The following is a 17,344-nucleotide window of genomic DNA, read 5'->3' on the forward strand; positions in this document are numbered from 1 at the left end:
ACGTCTTGCCATATAATACCCCACGACTTTTTTGACGCGACTTACGCCGGCTTTCGCGTATTCCGCTTTACCGCCCGCCTCATCGTTCGACAGATTGTAAATATTGATGTGCAGCCGACTGTCACGGTCGGGGTGTGCAGGCGGTGGACCGTGACTGCAGAAGCTGACGGACGAGCCGATTCGCCAAACGATACATGCCGCCTAGACAGCTTTCCCAAACGACTCCCTCTTGTGCTGTTGTGCCGCGCAAAAGGCGGCTCGTCGCGGCGTTGATCGCCGTTCCGGGCCTGATGCCCGCGCTTGCGCACGCCCAGTTGACGGGGGAAGCCGCGCAGCCGCAGCCTATCGACGCCCCTTGGGGCATGCAACTCGCCCCACAACTCGAAGAGCATCCGTTAATGCCCGGCCAGAAGCCGGCCACCTTCGTGCTGGGCGACACCACCAGCGGCACCACCGATCAGGACATGGCCGCCAAAGGCTCGGCCGAGGTGCGCCGCAATACGGTCGCGATCAAGGCCGACGCGTTGCATTACGACCAGGACACGGACATGGCCGACGCGTACGGCCAGGTCCACGTGATCAACAACGGCAGTACGTTCGTCGGCCCCGAAGCGCATCTGCGAGTGGATTCGAGCGAAGGCTTCATGACCTCGCCGAAGTACCACTTCAACGTGACGGGCGGCTCGGGCAGCGCGGAACGCGTCGATCTGCTCGACAACGAGCGTTCGGTTTTCACGCACGGCACCTACACGGCCTGCGCGTGCGCGGACGATCCGGCGTGGTACATCAAAGGCAGCGAGTTCGACTTCGACACCGGCGCGGACGAAGGCGTCGCGCACAACGGCGTGCTGTTTTTCCAGGGCGTGCCGGTGTTCGCTTCGCCATGGCTGTCGTTCCCGCTGTCGGGCGAACGGCGTAGCGGCCTGCTGCCGCCCACGTTCTCGCTCAGTTCGGGCAACGGTTTCGAACTGTCGGTGCCGTATTACTTCAACCTCGCGCCGAATCGCGATCTGACGGTCACGCCGCGTCTGATCTCGAAGCGCGGCGTGCAGTTGCAGTCGACCTTCCGCTATCTGTCGCCGACCTATTCCGGCTCGATCACCGGCGAGTACCTGCCGAACGATCGCCTGACGAAGACCAACCGCTACGCGCTGTATATCCAGCACAACCAGAACTTCGGTAACGGGTTCGGCGGCTACATCTACTACAACAAGGTTTCGGACAACACGTATCCGGAAGACCTGTCGTCGTCGGTCAGTCAGTTTATGAACGGCACCCAGCTCCTGTATCAACAGGAAGCAGGGTTGACCTACAACAACGGGCCGTGGTCGGTGCTCGCGCGCGAACAGCACTGGCAGACGCTGACGCCGTCGGTGGCGCCGTACGGCCGCGAGCCGCAGTTGAACGTGAAGTACGCGAAGTACAACGTCGGTGGCTTCGACTTCGGCTCGGAAGCGGACTACACGAATTTCCGCATCACGACCGCGGACATGACCGAAGGTCAACGGGTGATGTTCAACCCGTACATCTCGTATTCGGTGGTCGGGCCGGGCTACTTCGTCACGCCTAAGGTGCAGTGGCACTTTGCGTCGTACAACCTGCGCAATATCGGCACCGATGTGCCGGCTGGCACGCCGAAGAATTTCACCGAATCGATCCCGACGCTCAGCTTCGACACCGGGCTGATTTTCGACCGTTCGGTGCGCATCTTCGGCGAGGATTACATCCAGACGCTGGAGCCGCGGCTTTACTACGTGTACACGCCGTACCGGAACCAGGCATCCGCGCCGCTGTTCGATACCGCCGACTCCGATTTCGGGCTGGCGGAAATCTTCACGCCGAACACGTTCGTCGGCAACGACCGGATCGCCGACGCGAACCGCCTGACCGCCGCCATCACCACGCGCTTCATCAATCCGGCCACCGGCGACGAGCGCGCGCGCTTCGTGCTCGCGCAGCAGTACTACTTCACGGATCAGCGGGTCACGCTGCTGCCTACCCAGACCAGCACGCAAGCCACGCATTCGGACCTGATCGCGGGTGCATCGATCAAGCTCGGGGCCGGTTTCGCTTCGGAAACGGCGTTCCAATATAATGCCGACAACAACCAGTTGGTGAAAACGAGCGTCGGTTTCGGGTTCAGTCCGGGCACCAGCAGAGTGATCAATGTCGCGTATCGCTACACCCGCGCGAACACCACGCTGGACAACCAGCCGATCAATCAGATGCTGGTCTCGGGCCAGTGGCCGCTGTCGCATCGCGTGTACGGGGTAGGCCGTTTCAATTACGACCTGGGCGGGCACCGGATTGTCGACGGTCTGGTCGGCCTGCAATACGACGCCGACTGCTGGACGCTCGGCGCCGGGATCCAGCGTTACGCGAACGGTCTGAATACCTCGGGGCAGCATCAGTCGAGCACGCGGTTTCTCGCGCAGTTGACGTTCAAGGGCTTGTCGAGCGTCGACAACGGGCTGATTTCCGCGTTCCGCTCCAGCGTGGCCGGCTACACGCCGTTGCCGCCGCCGCCGCCGCCGGAAGCGCGTTTCACCAATTACGAATGATGCTCGTCCGATCATTTATAGAATGCGAAAAGACGGGCCAGGCGCGCCCGACATCATTGGAGTATCTGTGGCAATCATGAAAAAGCTTCGCTTGGCAACGCTTGCGGCCGGTCTCGCCGCCGTGGCGTCTTTCCTGTCGGTCGTGCCGGTTCAGGCGCAGGCGCTGTCCGGCAATAGCGGCCAGACGGTCGACACCATCGCCGCGGTGGTCAACAACGGCGTCATCACGCGGCGCGAGCTCGACGAGCGCATGGGCCTGATTACCCGCCGGCTGAACCAGCAGAACGCGCCGGTCCCGCCGATGGACCAGTTGCGCCAGCAGGTGCTCAACCAGATGGTGCTGGAACGCATCCAGTTGCAGAAGGCGAAAGAAGACGGCATCAATGTCGACGACGCCGCCGTGCAAAAAACGCTGGAACGGCTCGCGCAAGCGAACAACATGACGCTCGACATGTACCGCGCGCGGATCGAGGCGCAAGGCGTGCCCTGGAGCACGTTCACGGGCGACGCCCGTACCGAACTGACGCTCTCGCGTCTGCGCGAGAAGGAAGTGGACAGCAAGGTCACGGTGTCGGACGCGGAAGTCGCGAACTACATCGCCAGTCAGCGTGGCCCGAACGCTGGCCTGACGAGCGATCTGCGCTTCCAGCACATTTTCCTGAAGGCGCCGCTGAACGCGTCGGAAACCGACATCGAAGCGGCACAGCAAAAGGCCCAGGCGCTGCTGACGGAAGCCAGGGGCGGCGCCGACTTCGAGAAGCTCGCGAAGTCGAATTCGCAAGCGCCGGATGCCTCGAAGGGCGGCGATACGGGTTTCGCGCCGCCGTCCAAACTGCCGCCTGAATTCGTCAAGGCCGCCGCGGCACTGCGCCCCGGCCAGGTCAGTCCGGATCTGATCCGCACCAACGACGGCTTCGAAATCGTGCGCCTCGTTGATCGTCGCGCGGGCCAGGGCACGAGTACAGCAGACGCGACAAAGCTAGTGCAGACGCACGTGCGCCACATTCTGCTGCGCGTCGGCGACGGCATGTCGGAGCCGCAAGCACGTCAGAAGCTGCTCGAAATCAAGAACCAGATCGCCGGCGGCGGCGACTTCGCGAAGTTCGCCCACACCTACTCGCAAGACGGTTCGTCGTCGCAAGGCGGCGACCTGGGCTGGATCAGCCCGGGCGAGACGGTGCCGGAATTCGAGCGCGCGATGAACAGCCTGCAGGACGGTCAGATCAGCGATCCGGTGCGCAGCGAATACGGCTATCACCTGATCCAGGTGCTGGGCCGCCGCGAAGCGGAAGGCTCGGTCTCGCAGCAGATGGATCTGGCGCGGCAGGCAATCGGTCAGCGCAAGGCGGAACAGGCTTACGCCGACTGGCTGCGTGAATTGCGCGACACTGCGTATGTCGAAGTGAAACCCGCTCAAGCAAACTTGCAATAAACGTCATGACAACCGCCGCCCAGTTCGCCAGCGCTCCGTTGCAAATCGCGATCACGACCGGCGAACCGGCCGGCGTCGGCCCCGAGTTGACGGTGCAGGCGCTGGCCGGGGCGGCGGCGCATTGGCCCGGCGCGCAATTTACCGTGCTGGGCGATGCGGGCTTGCTCGCCGAACGCGCCCGCGCGGTTGGCGTCGATTGGACCGCGCTGGTGGCTGACGGCAAACGCGTGCGGGTGCAGCACCGGCCGCTCGGCGCGCCGTCGCAGGCAGGCAAGCTCGACGCCGCGAATGGCCGTTACGTGCTCGACCTGCTCGACAGCGCGATCGACGGCGCGGTGGCCGGTACCTTCGACGCGATCGTCACCGCGCCGCTGCAAAAAAGCACGATCAACGATGCCGGTGTGCCGTTCACCGGCCACACCGAATACCTGGCCGAACGCACGCACACGCCGCGCGTGGTGATGATGCTGGCCGGCACCGGCAAGCGCCCATTGCGCGTCGCGCTCGCCACCACGCATCTGCCGCTGAAAGACGTGTCGGCGGCGTTGTCGATCGACGGTATCGGCGAGACGCTGCGTATCATCGATCACGATCTGCGCCACCATTTCGGTGTGCCGGCGCCGCGCATCCTCGTGACCGGTTTGAACCCGCATGCGGGCGAAAACGGCTATTTGGGCCGCGAAGAAATCGACGTGATTTCGCCGGCGCTGAAACTCGCGAACGAGCAGGGCATCGACGCACGCGGTCCCTATCCGGCCGACACGCTATTCCAGCCGCGTTATCTGAACGAAGCCGACTGCGTGCTCGCGATGTTCCACGATCAGGGACTGCCGGTATTGAAGTACGCGACTTTTGGCGAAGGCATCAATATCACGCTCGGCTTGCCGATCATCCGCACCTCCGTCGACCACGGCACCGCGCTCGATCTGGCCGGCACCGGCCGCGCCGATTCCGGCAGCCTGATCGCCGCGATCGATACGGCGGTGTCGATGGCGCAGCATCGCCGCGCGGGCTGATTCACGCTGGCTATCGTTTCACCAGCAGCGTTTCACCAGCATCGCTTTACCCGCGTATCCGGCGTTTCTTTTTTTAAGCAGTTCTCTTCCTAGCGTTTCTTCGATGTCCACCAGCAGACAGCAACGGGCCCAGCATCAGGGTCATACCGCACGCAAGCGTTTCGGCCAGAATTTTCTGGTCGATATGGGCGTGATCGATTCGATCGTCGACGTGATCCGGCCGCAGCGCGGCGAGCGCATGGTCGAGATCGGGCCGGGGCTGGGCGCGCTCACCGAACCGCTGATCGAACGTCTGGCGACGCCTGAAGCGCCGCTGCACGCGGTCGAACTGGATCGCGATCTGATCGGCCGGCTCAAGAAGAAATTCGGCGACCTGCTCGAGCTGCATGCGGGCGACGCGCTCGCGTTCGACTTCGGCTCGCTTGCGGCGCCGGGCGACAAGGCGTCGCTGCGCATTGTCGGCAATCTGCCGTACAACATTTCGAGTCCGCTGCTGTTTCATCTGACGTCGTTCGCACATCGCGTGATCGATCAGCACTTCATGCTGCAGAACGAAGTGGTCGAGCGAATGGTGGCGGAGCCGGGCACCAAGGCGTTCAGCCGGCTCTCGGTGATGCTGCAATACCGCTACGTGATCGACAAGCAACTCGACGTGCCGCCCGAAGCATTCCAGCCTCCGCCGAAGGTCGATTCGGCGATCGTGCGGATGATCCCGTACGAGCTGCGCGAATTACCGCCGGTGGACGAGCGCGTACTCGGCGAAGTGGTGACGGCGGCGTTCTCGCAACGGCGCAAGATGCTGCGCAATACGTTGGCAGCCTACCGTGACTCGGTGGATTTCGACGCGCTCGGCTTCGATCTGCAACGCCGCGCCGAAGACGTGCCGGTCGCCGAATATGTGCGTGTGGCGCAGGTCGTGGCGGCGTTGCCGTCGCGCGGCGCCGCGGCCGCTGAAGACGGCGACGCCTGAGGTCCACGGCTTAAGCCGTGAAGGAAGCGCGCCGCGTCCTGCGGCGCGCTTAAAAAATCACTTCGCTTAAACGGCAACCCGCTTCGCCGGCGCATTGACCAGTGCAATGCCGGCCAGCACCAGCACCGCGGCCATCAGGAAACGCAGGCTGAACAACTCGCCGAGCAACAGCGCACCCGCGAGCAAGCCGGCGCCCAGGGTGCCGTCGTCAAGCCAACAGCGTGGCAGTCATAAGTCATACGATAACAAAACCGCTCATGCTGCAATGTGATGACCCCACCGCCTACGCGTGCTTCTGGCGCACTGCAAGTAGTTCGCTGACTTAACAGCACCGGTGCAACACCTGCGCAACACCGACATAGTCTATTTTCTTGCCATGCCGATTTCAGGATATGGTTCCACTCACGCGTATTTCGTCAGGTCATTGGCGAGGCTCCCAACCTGTGCGGCGCTGGTACTTTACATCAGGCGTGGCAGCGCAGACGGCAGGAGACGGCGGCTAAAAAGACAGGATGCCTACGCGTCATGCGGTGCGCCGCCCGCCTGAAAACCTGACTGATGCGCGCCCGCAGAGCGACACGAACGACCCATATCCGCGGCAAGCGGAACCAATATGAGGAACCGTTATGAAGAACGTGAGCAAATGGGCGATAGCGATAGCGATGGCGCCCGCGGCATTGGCCTGTCAGATGGTGCACGCGCAATCGAGCGTGACGCTATACGGCGTGGTCGATGAGAGCGTGCGATACCTGACCCACGCGAATAAAGCCGGCGATTCGTCGATTGGGCTTGGCACCGGCGGCATGACCCAGAGCCGTTGGGGCCTGAAGGGCGTCGAGGATCTGGGCGGCGGCTGGTCCGCGTTCTTCAAGCTCGAAAACCGTATTTACATCAATAGCGGACAAAGCGATCCCACCCTGCCGTTTTTCAACGAAGCGCAAGTGGGGCTGCGCTCGAACTCCTATGGTCAAGTGATCCTGGGCCGTCAGTACAACGTGATGATCGAAGGCGTCACGATCGGCGGCTACGGCAGCAATCCCTGGATTCCGTACGATTTCAGCTTCCAGCCGGAAGTGACGATGACCGGCGGCATCTGGACCAGCAACCAGGTGCAGTATCAGGCGCACTTCAACGGCTTGATGTTCGCCGCCGGCTACGCGTTCGGCGGCAACGCGGGAAATTCATACGGTAGCCAGATCGGCGCCGCAGCGGCGTATGCTCCGACCGGCGGTCCGTTCACCATTGGCGGCGCGTACGAGGAGTCGAAAGACTCGGTCAACGGCGCGGCCGCGAAGACGTGGAGCTTCGGCGGTTCGTACACGTGGGACAAGACGCGCTTCGCGGCCGGTTACATCGTCAATCAGAACGACGCCGGCTTTTCGAATTTCGCCAATGGACCGTTCACCGCGCCCGCGCTGGCCGCGCTCAAGTACACCGACTTTTCGCGGCGTCGCATGATCATGGGCGGCATCACGCAGCAGGTCGGCCATGCGTGGCACTTCGCCGCGAATGTGTGGCGTACGCTGCAGGACGGCAAGAAAGCCGCTCAGGACGGCTCGGCATGGCAGTACCAGCTGGTTGCCGACTACAACCTGTCCAGGCGCACCGATGTTTATCTGGAAGGCGACTACTCGCTGTACCGGGGCGATCTGATCGGCGCTCAACTGCAAGGCGTCAACGGCGTCGGACTCGCGCAGAAGGGAACGCAGATCGGCCTGATGGCGGGCGTGCGGCATCAGTTCTGATCACCCGTTCCGCCGTCATGGCTGAAAATCCGGCTGCGGCGCCGCCTCGGATTGCCGGACAGTTGATTTTTTTACCGAATAATCGGAACAAGAATTCCGTTTCCGATTATTCGGATGAGTGACAGACGACGCGTTTTCGCGAGACGCAACCTGATTTTTCAAGGAGACATTCGGTACGGCCGATCCGTTGCGTACATTCTTCGAATGCTTTGATCGGCCCGCGCGGCGTATGCCCGCATCAGCGCATCGAGATGCGAAACCAAGGGAGGAGACATGGAAAAAATCTTGGCGCGCGGGGCGCGCATCGCGGTGATGTTGCCGAACGTGCTGCAATACCCGGTGACGATGGCCGCCATCCTGCGCGCGGGTTACGTCGTGGTGAACGTCAATCCGCTGTACACGCCGCGCGAACTCGAGCATCAGTTGAACGACAGCGGCGCCGCAGCGATCGTGTTGCTCGATACCTTCGCCAGAACGCTCGATGCGGTGCAGGCGCACACCTCGATCAAGCATGTCGTGCTGACGTCGGTCGGTGAAATGCTGGGTGCGGGCAGCCCTGAGATTGCGGAACACGCGCCGTCGTCGCGCATCGCGTTGAACGATGCGATTGCACGTGGCGCGGAAACGGCCTTCACGCCCGTTGCCTTGACCGGCGGCGACGTCGCGGCACTGCAATACACCGGCGGCACGACCGGCGTGTCGAAAGGCGCGACGCTTTTGCATAGCAATCTGATCGCCAACATCCTGCAATCGGAGTTGTGGCGCGAGCCGGCATATCGCGGGCGTTCCGATATCAAGCAGTACATCACGGTCGTTGCGCTGCCGCTGTATCACATCTTCGGACTGACGGTCTGCGGCTTGTTGACGATGCGTTGTGGCGGCATGGGTATCCTGATTCCGAATTCGCGCGACCTGCCCTTATCGGAGTGATGACCGAAGGGGGCTTCGTGAAGATCGTCGATCGCAAGAAGGACATGATTCTGGTGTCGGGCTTCAACGTCTATCCGAACGAAGTGGAAGACGTGGTCGCGAAGCATCCGGGCGTATTCGAAGTGGTGGCGGTCGGCGTGCCGGATGCGGAGTCGGGCGAGGTGGTGAAGCTCTACGTCGTGAAGAAAGATCCGGCGCTCACCGAAGCGGATGCTTTCGCATTCTGCAAGGAACAACTGACGGGGTACAAGCGCCCAAGGATCGTCGAGTTCCGCACCGAACTGCCGAAGACCAACGTCGGCAAGATTCTGCGGCGCGCGCTGCGCGACGAAGCGAAGGGCGCCGGTTAAAAAGGGGCCGGACGCGCATCACACGGCGCGTTGCGCGCTCTGCAGCGCAGCGTGATTCCGGGTACATTTACGTTCTCGACATCACGCAACAGGGAGTACACGATGCGCCTGCTTCACACCATGCTCCGGGTCGGCGACCTGGACCGTTCGATCGCGTTCTACACCGAACTGCTCGGTATGAAATTACTGCGCCGCGACGACTATCCGGACGGCAAGTTCACGCTTGCTTTCGTCGGCTACGAGGATGAGCGCGATGGCACCGTCATTGAGCTGACGCACAACTGGGATACGCCGTCGTACGACCTCGGCACCGGCTTCGGGCATCTCGCCGTCGAAGTCGAAGACGCGTACGCCGCGTGCGACAAAATCAAGGCGCAGGGCGGCACGGTTGTGCGCGAAGCCGGCCCGATGAAACACGGCACCACCGTGATTGCCTTTGTCACCGATCCGGACGGCTACAAGATCGAGTTCATCCAGAAGAAAAAATAACGCACGCGCCACGGCGAGGATGCAGGCAATGAGCAACAACAATCCCTATTTCGAAGAACTGGACACCATCCACGTCGAAATTCAGGCGTTGTTCGACGGTTCGGCGGACGCCGGCGCGCTGGAGCGGATCATGGCGCGCTTCGCGCCGCAGTTCACGCTGGTCATGACGTCGGGCGTCGCACTGGACCACGCCGGCGTGCGCGAGATTTTCGCGAAGCTCCGCGGTGCGCGTCCCGGCTCGCAGATCACGATCCGCGATAGGGAGATCGTGGCGGCGTATCCGTCGGGCGCAGTGGTGAAGTATCGTGAATATCAGCGCGACAACGCGGGCAACGCAAACGTGCGGCGCTCGACGGCGGTGATGGACATCGATGCGCACGGCAAGGTGACATGGCGTCATCTGCAGGAAACGTTCTGCACGGCGTGAGCCGCGGGCTTCGGAAGGCCGGCGCTTCAGCCTGAAGCGCCGGCGCTTTAAAGCGTCGGCAGCAACTCCGGCGGGTGCGACTTCAACGTCTGCCGCGCTTCGCGGAATTCCGGAAAAATCGATTCGACCGTTTGCCAGAAGCGCGGGCTGTGATTCATCTCGCGCAGATGCGCGAGTTCGTGCGCGACGACGTAATCGATGATCGACAGCGGGAAGTGAATCAGCCGCCAGTTCAGGCGGATCTTGCCGTCGCTCGAACAACTGCCCCAGCGCGTTGCCGCCGACGAGAGCGCATACGCGCGATAGTCGACACCCAGCTTCTCCGCGTAAATCGCGAGGCGCTCGCCGAACAGGCGCTTCGCTTCACCTTGCAGCCAGCCTTGCACGCGGTCCTTGATCTGCTGCGGATCGGCCTGCAACGGCAGCGGCAGTGCGAGCGCCGCCTCATCCGCATTGAACGCCAACGTGCCTTGCGGCGAGCCGAGCTTCACGCGTACCGGTTGGCCGAGATACGGCACTTGCGCACCATCTTTCCAGTCGACTTTGGGCAACGCGCGTTGCTCGACACGCGTTTGCCACTCGATCAGCTTCGCAAAAATCCAGCGCTGCTTTTCGGTGATCGCGGTTTCGATGTCGGCAAGCGTGACCCAGCGTGGTGCGGTAATCATCAGGCCGCTGCTGTCGATCGCGAAACCGATCGAACGGCGTGCCGAGCGCTTGAGCTGGTAGTGCAGTGTCTGCGAACCGATCGTCAGGCTGCGCAGCTTGCTGCCGTCCGGCGCGAGCGGCACGGCCGGCTGTTGCCCGCTTGGCGAGCCTGGCGAAGAGCCGGACGAAGGTATGGACGGTGAAGGGGACGACGACGTCGAACCCGGCTCGGCGAAGAGCGGGAGATCGAGTTGCCGGCTATCGAGCGCCGCAGCGGGTTGCGGCGTAGGAGACTTCTGCATCGGATTCGGCTTCGCGCAAATGCGCCATCGAGGGCGCGGGCGCGTCAGATTGGTGCGGCGGCGGAGGTGCTTTCCGCCGCGCGGTACGCGGTAGGATCGATGCGACGCATTTCGGCTTCGATCCACTTTTCGACGCGCGTGTTCACTTCATCGGGCGTGAGCCCCGTCGTCTCGATCGGCTTGCCGATCGACACCGTGACTATACCCGCATATTTGAGAAACGAGTTGCGCGGCCACACACGTCCCGCGTTGTGCGCGATCGGCACGACCGGCGCGCCGCTTGCAATCGCGAAACGCGCGCCGCCGGTTTTGTATTTGCCTTGCTTGCCGGTCGGCGTGCGCGTGCCTTCCGGAAACATGATGACCCAGGCGCCTTCGGCCATGCGCGCCTTGCCTTGCCTGATGACCGATTCGAACGCGTACTTGCCTTCCTTGCGATCGATGTGAACCATCTTCAGCATGCCCAGCGCCCAGCCGAAAAATGGCACATAGAGCAGCTCGCGCTTGAACACGTAGCACAGCGGCCGCGGCATCAGCGCCGGAAACGCCAGCGTTTCCCACGCCGATTGATGCTTCGACAGCAGCACGGCAGGACCGTCGGGCAGATTCTCGTAGCCTTCGACGTGGTAGCGGATGCCGTTCAGCCAGCGCACCGTGTGGAGCGTGGCGCGGCACCAGCCGGCGGCCATCCAGTAGCGGTGGTCGGCGCGCATGAACGGAAACGCGATGAAGCACGCGGTCGCGTACGGCACCGTGAACAGAACGAAGTAGATCAGCAGCAGCAAAGAACGAATGAAGCGCATCGGCGTGGTCAGTGAAGGTTGGGGACGCGCTCTACGCGCATCACTCGTGATCGTCGGAAAGGAAGTCGAGCGCGAACGCGCGCAGATCGTTGTGCACGCGCGTGCCTTCGGGCAAGCCGCCGGCCTCGAGCGTTTTGCGGCCCTTGCCGGTCAGCACCAGATGGGTCGGATGTCCGAGTGCGGCGCCTGCTTGCAGGTCGCGCATCGCATCGCCGACCACCGGCGTATATTCCGGCAAGACTTCGAAGCGCTCGGCGATCATCTTCAACATGCCGGGCTTCGGCTTGCGGCATTCGCAATGGTCTTCCGCCGTGTGCGGGCAGAAGAACACCGCGTCGATGCGCCCGCCGACCGCCGCCGCCATGCGGTGCATTTTCAGATGCATTGCATTGAGCGCGTTCATGTCGAAAAGTCCCCGGCCGATGCCCGACTGGTTGGTCGCGATCGCGACGCGATAACCGGCCTGGTTCAGACGGGCAATCGCTTCGAGCGAGCCCGGCAGCGCGACCCATTCGTCCGGCGACTTGATGAACGCGTCGGAATCGACGTTGATCACGCCGTCGCGGTCTAGGATCACCACTTTTCTTGTCGGCATGGTGCGGGGCTCAGGCGGCGAGTCGGGAAATGTCGGCGACGCAATTCATCTGCTGATGCAGCGTGCCGAGCAAGGCCAGACGGTTGGCGCGCAACGCCGGATCTTCGGCGTTGACCATCACGTCGTTGAAGAACGTGTCGACCGGTTCGCGCAATGCGGCCAGTGCAGTCAAGGCGCCAGTGTAATCGCGTGCGGCGAGTTGCGATTGCACACGCGGCGTGACGTGTTCGAGCTGCGCATGCAAGGCTTTTTCCGCCGTTTCGGTCAGCAGCGTGACCTGCACATCGCCGGTCGTGGCGCCGTCCGACTTCTTCAGGATGTTCGAAATGCGCTTGTTGGCCGCAGCGAGCGATGCTGCTTCAGCCAGCGTCGCGAATTCGCGCACCGCATCGAGTCGCGCGACGATGTCGTCGAGGCGCGTGGGGTTCAGCGCCAGCACCGCGTCGATTTCACCCGGCGCGTAGCCGAGTTCACGCAGCAAGCCGCGCAGACGGTCCGTGCAGAACTCGTAGATCGCTTGTGTCGAATCGGCGACGTTCGGCACCGCGGCGAATTGCGCGTAAGCGGTGCGCAGCAGTTCGACGAGATCGACCGGCAACTGCTTCTCGAGCAGAATCCGCAGCACGCCGAGCGCGTGGCGGCGCAGCGCGAACGGGTCTTTCTCGCCGGTAGGTTGCAGGCCGATGCCCCAGATGCCGACCAGCGTTTCGAGCTTGTCCGCCAGCGCGACGACCGTGCCGGTTGCGGTGGACGGCAATGCGTCGCCGGAGAAACGCGGTTGATAGTGTTCCGAGCATGCGAGCGCGACTTCTTCCGGCTCGCCGTCGTGGCGCGCGTAGTACGTGCCCATCGTGCCTTGCAACTCGGGGAATTCGCCGACCATGTCGGTGATCAGGTCGGCCTTGGCCAGACGCGCGGCGCGCCTGGCGAGCGCAACGTCCGCACCGATCAGCGTGGCAATTGCACCGGCCAGCGATTCGACGCGCTCGACGCGTTGCAGCGCCGACCCGAGCTTGTTGTGATACACGACATTCGCGAGCAGCGGCACGCGATCGGCCAGCGGCTTTTTCTTGTCCTGCTCGAAGAAGAACTTGGCGTCTGCCAGACGCGGACGTACCACGCGCTCGTTGCCTTCGACGATATCGCCCGGCGTCGCCGTTTCGATATTCGACACGATCAGAAAGCGCGAGCGCAGCTTGCCGTTCGCATCCGTCAGCGCGAAGTACTTCTGGTTCGTCTGCATTGTCAGGATCAGGCATTCCTGCGGCACTTGCAGGAATTCGTCCTCGAAACGGCAGGCGTAGACCACCGGCCATTCGACCAGCGACGTCACTTCATCCAGCAACGATTCCGGCATCACCACCTGGTCGCCGTCGGCTTGCGCGAGCAGATGCGTGCGGATCGTTTCCTTGCGGTCGGCGAAATTCGCGACCACGCGGCCTTTGTGCATCAGCGTCTCGGCGTACGCTTCCGCGTGCTGGATCTGTACGAAACCTTCGGACAGGAAGCGGTGACCGAGCGTGGTGTCGTCGGCGTCGATACCCAGTGTGCTGACCGGCACGATCTGGTCGCCATGCAGCACCGTCAGACGCTGCGCCGGGCGCACGAACTGGATGTTGGTGCCGTCCGGACGCTGATACGTCATCACCTTCGGAATCGGCAGCTTCGACACGGCGAGCGCTTCGTCGAGCGCGGTTTGCAGACCTTCGGCGAGTGTTGCGCCCGGTGCGGCGTAGCGCAGGAAGAAGGCTTCGGCCTTACCGTCCGACGCGCGTTCCAGGTCGCTCACCGAAAAATCGGGGAAGCCGAGCGCGGCGAGTTTCTTGGCGAGCGGCGCGGTAGGCTGGCCGTCTTTGTCCAGCGCGACCGAAACCGGCAGCACTTTTTCGCGCACGTGTTTTTCCGGCGCGACCGCGCGCACGTTCCTGATCGTGACCGCGAGCCGGCGTGGCGTTGCATAACGTTCGAACGACAGTTCGCCTTCGATCAGATCGCGCGCCGCGAGGCGCTGCGCGATGCCTTCGGCGAATGCGTCGCCGAGACGCGCGAGCGCTTTCGGCGGCAGTTCTTCGGTCAGCAGCTCGACGAGCAGGGTAGCTTGATGGGGATGAGTCATTTCCAGGTGTTCTCGTCAGTCCTGATCGATCTTGCGTTCGACTTTCAGCGGTGGCGCCCACGCGGGCATGGCGGCATCTTGTGCGTCGGTCGTGAGGCCGGGCACGCCGTGCACCGGATTACCGAGCATCGGGAAGCCGAGCTTTTCGCGCGAGTCGTAGTAAGCCTGTGCAACCAGCTTCGACAGCGCGCGGATGCGGCCGATATATGCCGCGCGTTCCGTGACGGAAATCGCGCCGCGCGCGTCGAGCAGGTTGAATGTATGGCCGGCCTTCAGCACCAGTTCGTACGCGGGCAGCGCGATCTGTGCTTCGATCATCCGCTTTGCTTCCGCTTCATAGCTGTTGAAGATCGAGAACAGCAACTCGACGTTCGCGTACTCGAAGTTGTAGGTCGACTGTTCGACCTCGTTCTGGTGATACACGTCGCCGTAAGTCAGGCGACGGATTTCCGGGCCGTTCGGGCCTTGCTCTTCCCACTCGGTCCAGATCAGGTCGTAGACGTTCTCGACCTTCTGCAAGTACATCGCGAGACGTTCGAGACCGTAGGTGATTTCGCCGAGCACCGGCTTGCAGTCCAGACCGCCGACTTGCTGGAAGTAGGTGAACTGGGTGACTTCCATGCCGTTGAGCCACACTTCCCAGCCGAGGCCCCACGCGCCGAGCGTCGGGTTTTCCCAGTCGTCTTCGACGAAACGCACGTCGTTCTGCTTCAGATCGAAGCCGAGCGCTTCCAGCGAGCCGAGGTACAGATCGAGAATGTTTTCCGGCGCCGGCTTCAGCACCACCTGGTATTGGTAGTAATGCTGCAGACGGTTCGGGTTCTCGCCGTAGCGGCCGTCCTTGGGGCGGCGCGACGGCTGCACGTAGGCGGCTCGCCACGGTTCCGGGCCGATCGCGCGCAGGAACGTGTGGACGTGGGACGTGCCCGCGCCGACTTCCATGTCGATCGGCTGGAGCAACGCGCAACCCTGCTTATCCCAATAGGATTGCAGTGTCAGGATAATTTGCTGAAACGTGAGCATGAAGTGCCTTTCGGGCATGGGGCCGCGCCGCAAGTGCCGAAGCGCGCGAGCTGGCCGTGGAGCGAAGTGCTAAACCGTAGATTTTAACGGAAAGGGAGGGGGGTGTCCGTTTTGCGGGGTCGGTCGGGTCCAGCGGGATCCTCAAACGACGAAGGGCCGCATAAAAGCGGCCCTTCGTCGTCAAACCGAATTACGTCGCGGCCAGTTCCATCTTCGGCGCAAACGAATCGCTTTGCGCCACCGGCCACCACTTCTCGTACAGCGAATAACGATAATTGCCATTGAGCAGATCGTTCGGCTCGAGATACTTCAACAGCTCCGACATCAACTGCACCTCATGCGACGATACGCGCCGCACGATGTGATGCGCGCGCAGTTCCGCCGGATGCTTGAGTCCCGCGGCCTGAATGATTTCCTTCAACGCGTGCAGCGTGTTGTGATGGAAGTTGAACACGCGGTCAGCCTTGTCCGGCACGACCAAAGCACGCTGGCGCACCGGATCCTGCGTCGCGACGCCGGTCGGGCAGCGGCCGGTGTGGCAGGTCTGCGCCTGGATGCAGCCGACCGCGAACATGAAGCCGCGCGCCGCGTTGACCCAGTCGGCGCCGATCGCCAGCGTCTTCGTGATGTCGAACGCAGTGATCATCTTGCCGCTCGCGCCGATGCGGATGCGCTGGCGCAAGCCGATACCCACCAGCGTGTTGTGCACCAGCAGCAGGCCCTCCTGCAACGGCACGCCGACGTGATCGGTGAATTCCAGCGGCGCGGCGCCCGTACCGCCTTCGGCGCCGTCGACCACGATAAAGTCCGGCAAAATGCCCGTCTCCAGCATCGCCTTCGCTATGCCGAAGAACTCCCACGGATGCCCGATGCACAGCTTGAAGCCGGTCGGCTTGCCGCCGGACAGCGTGCGCAAGCGGTGGATGAATTCGAGCAGGCCGCGCGGCGTCGAGAACTCGGAGTGCGTGGCCGGCGAGATGCAGTCGCGGCCCATCGGCACGCCGCGGGTTTCCGCAATCTCCGGCGTGATCTTGGCGGCCGGCAGCACGCCACCGTGACCGGGTTTCGCGCCTTGCGAGAGCTTCACCTCGATCATCTTCACTTGCGGTTCGGCGGCCTGCTTCGCGAACTTCTCCGCGCTGAAGGTGCCGTCGTCGTGACGGCAGCCGAAGTAGCCCGACGCGATTTCCCAGATGATGTCGCCGCCGTGCTCGCGGTGATATTTCGACATCGAACCTTCGCCGGTGTCGTGCGCGAAGTTGCCTTTCTTCGCGCCGAGGTTCAGCGCCATGATCGCGTTCGCCGAGAGCGAACCGAAGCTCATCGCGGAGACGTTGAAGATCGACATCGAGTAAGGCTGCGCGCGATCGCGGCCGACCACGACGCGGAAGTCGTGATTGTCGAGCGTGGTCGGCGCGAGCGAGTGGCTGATCCATTCATGCGCGACGGCTTTGACGTCGAGTTCGGTGCCGTACGGGCGGCTATCCACGTCGTTTTTCGCGCGCTGATAGACGATGCTGCGTTGTGCGCGCGAGAACGGCTTCTCGTCGGTATCGCCTTCGACGAAATACTGGCGGATTTCCGGCCGGATGAATTCGAACAGGAAACGGCAGTGGCCCCACAGCGGATAGTTGCGCAGAATCGCATGACGCTCCTGCGTCAGATCGAAGAGGCCGAGTGCGACGAGCGCCACCGGCACGATCATCCAGAGCCACGAAATGTGATGCGTCGCGGCGAGCGCCGCGCAGACGGCGAGCAGCACGACTGCGCACCACATCGCCAGATAACGTCGAGAAAACATGGAGTCTCCAGTGCAGTGAAGGTCGTCACGGCGGGAAACGCCGACGCCGTGGGCGCAGACGGAATCCGCCGCGAGGGGAAACGAACAACTGCTCTTTTAGGGTGAAGCTGCGGCTTGAAGATGAAACGAGCGGATG

13 protein-coding genes and 2 pseudogenes are annotated in these 17,344 nt (G+C 62.8%); 8 read left to right on the plus strand and 7 right to left on the minus strand.

The annotated features are described in order from the left end of the window. Window positions 1-194 precede the first annotated feature (194 nt). The 4 genes from SB772_RS13485 (at window position 195) to rsmA (ending at window position 5,979) form a co-directional block, all read left to right on the plus strand. Entirely contained in the window at window positions 195-2,561 is a 2,367-nt protein-coding gene (locus SB772_RS13485) for an LPS-assembly protein LptD (RefSeq protein WP_410833753.1), read from the plus strand. 67 nt (window positions 2,562-2,628) lie between these two features. After that, entirely contained in the window at window positions 2,629-3,993 is a 1,365-nt protein-coding gene (locus SB772_RS13490; RefSeq protein WP_410833754.1) for a peptidylprolyl isomerase, read from the plus strand. 5 nt (window positions 3,994-3,998) lie between these two features. Continuing rightward, window positions 3,999-5,009, plus strand: a complete 1,011-nt coding sequence (gene pdxA / locus SB772_RS13495; protein ID WP_410833755.1) for a 4-hydroxythreonine-4-phosphate dehydrogenase PdxA — start codon at window positions 3,999-4,001, stop codon at window positions 5,007-5,009. Window positions 5,010-5,112: 103 nt separating this feature from the next. After that, window positions 5,113-5,979 carry a 16S rRNA (adenine(1518)-N(6)/adenine(1519)-N(6))-dimethyltransferase RsmA gene (gene rsmA / locus SB772_RS13500; RefSeq protein ID WP_410833756.1) on the plus strand — a complete coding sequence of 289 codons (867 nt, stop codon included), beginning with the start codon at window positions 5,113-5,115 and terminating at the stop codon, window positions 5,977-5,979. Window positions 5,980-6,045: 66 nt separating this feature from the next. On the opposite strand, the pseudogene SB772_RS13505 reads toward rsmA, so the two are convergent. After that, window positions 6,046-6,168: pseudogene (locus tag SB772_RS13505) on the minus strand (EamA/RhaT family transporter); the annotation flags it as partial. Window positions 6,169-6,605: 437 nt separating this feature from the next. Here SB772_RS13505 and SB772_RS13510 point away from each other — a divergent pair. From SB772_RS13510 to SB772_RS13525, 4 genes and pseudogenes are all read left to right on the plus strand, one after another. Beyond that, on the plus strand, window positions 6,606-7,724 hold the full coding sequence (locus SB772_RS13510) for a porin (protein ID WP_410833757.1): 1,119 nt from the start codon (window positions 6,606-6,608) through the stop codon (window positions 7,722-7,724). A 285-nt stretch (window positions 7,725-8,009) separates the two neighbouring features. Then, window positions 8,010-9,004: pseudogene (locus SB772_RS13515) on the plus strand (AMP-binding protein); the annotation flags it as partial. A gap of 102 nt (window positions 9,005-9,106) precedes the next feature. Beyond that, complete coding sequence (gene gloA / locus SB772_RS13520) at window positions 9,107-9,493, plus strand: lactoylglutathione lyase (RefSeq protein ID WP_341313229.1); 387 nt, start codon at window positions 9,107-9,109, stop codon at window positions 9,491-9,493. A gap of 28 nt (window positions 9,494-9,521) precedes the next feature. Continuing rightward, window positions 9,522-9,920, plus strand: coding sequence for a hypothetical protein (locus SB772_RS13525; protein WP_410833758.1), 399 nt, complete (start codon window positions 9,522-9,524; stop codon window positions 9,918-9,920). A gap of 47 nt (window positions 9,921-9,967) precedes the next feature. Here SB772_RS13525 and SB772_RS13530 read toward each other — a convergent pair whose 3' ends face one another. From SB772_RS13530 to SB772_RS13555, 6 genes are all read right to left on the minus strand, one after another. After that, window positions 9,968-10,870: a M48 family metallopeptidase gene (locus SB772_RS13530; protein WP_410833759.1), complete on the minus strand. Its 903-nt coding sequence runs from the start codon at window positions 10,868-10,870 to the stop codon at window positions 9,968-9,970. A gap of 44 nt (window positions 10,871-10,914) precedes the next feature. Further along, window positions 10,915-11,673 (minus strand): lysophospholipid acyltransferase family protein, encoded by a 759-nt coding sequence (locus SB772_RS13535; RefSeq protein ID WP_410833760.1) that lies wholly within the window; start codon window positions 11,671-11,673, stop codon window positions 10,915-10,917. A gap of 40 nt (window positions 11,674-11,713) precedes the next feature. Then, entirely contained in the window at window positions 11,714-12,268 is a 555-nt protein-coding gene (gene gmhB / locus SB772_RS13540; RefSeq protein WP_410833761.1) for a D-glycero-beta-D-manno-heptose 1,7-bisphosphate 7-phosphatase, read from the minus strand. Window positions 12,269-12,278: 10 nt separating this feature from the next. Next, entirely contained in the window at window positions 12,279-14,384 is a 2,106-nt protein-coding gene (glyS, locus tag SB772_RS13545; RefSeq protein ID WP_410833762.1) for a glycine--tRNA ligase subunit beta, read from the minus strand. Window positions 14,385-14,399: 15 nt separating this feature from the next. Then, the gene (glyQ, locus tag SB772_RS13550; protein WP_410833998.1) at window positions 14,400-15,407 is read right to left on the minus strand and encodes a glycine--tRNA ligase subunit alpha; all 1,008 of its coding nucleotides are present in this window, start codon (window positions 15,405-15,407) and stop codon (window positions 14,400-14,402) included. A 190-nt stretch (window positions 15,408-15,597) separates the two neighbouring features. Then, entirely contained in the window at window positions 15,598-17,208 is a 1,611-nt protein-coding gene (locus tag SB772_RS13555; RefSeq protein WP_410833763.1) for an FMN-binding glutamate synthase family protein, read from the minus strand. Window positions 17,209-17,344: the final 136 nt, after the last annotated feature.

This window comes from Paraburkholderia sp. SIMBA_030 (genome assembly GCF_046535245.1).
In the GTDB taxonomy this organism is placed as follows: Bacteria; Pseudomonadota; Gammaproteobacteria; order Burkholderiales; family Burkholderiaceae; genus Paraburkholderia.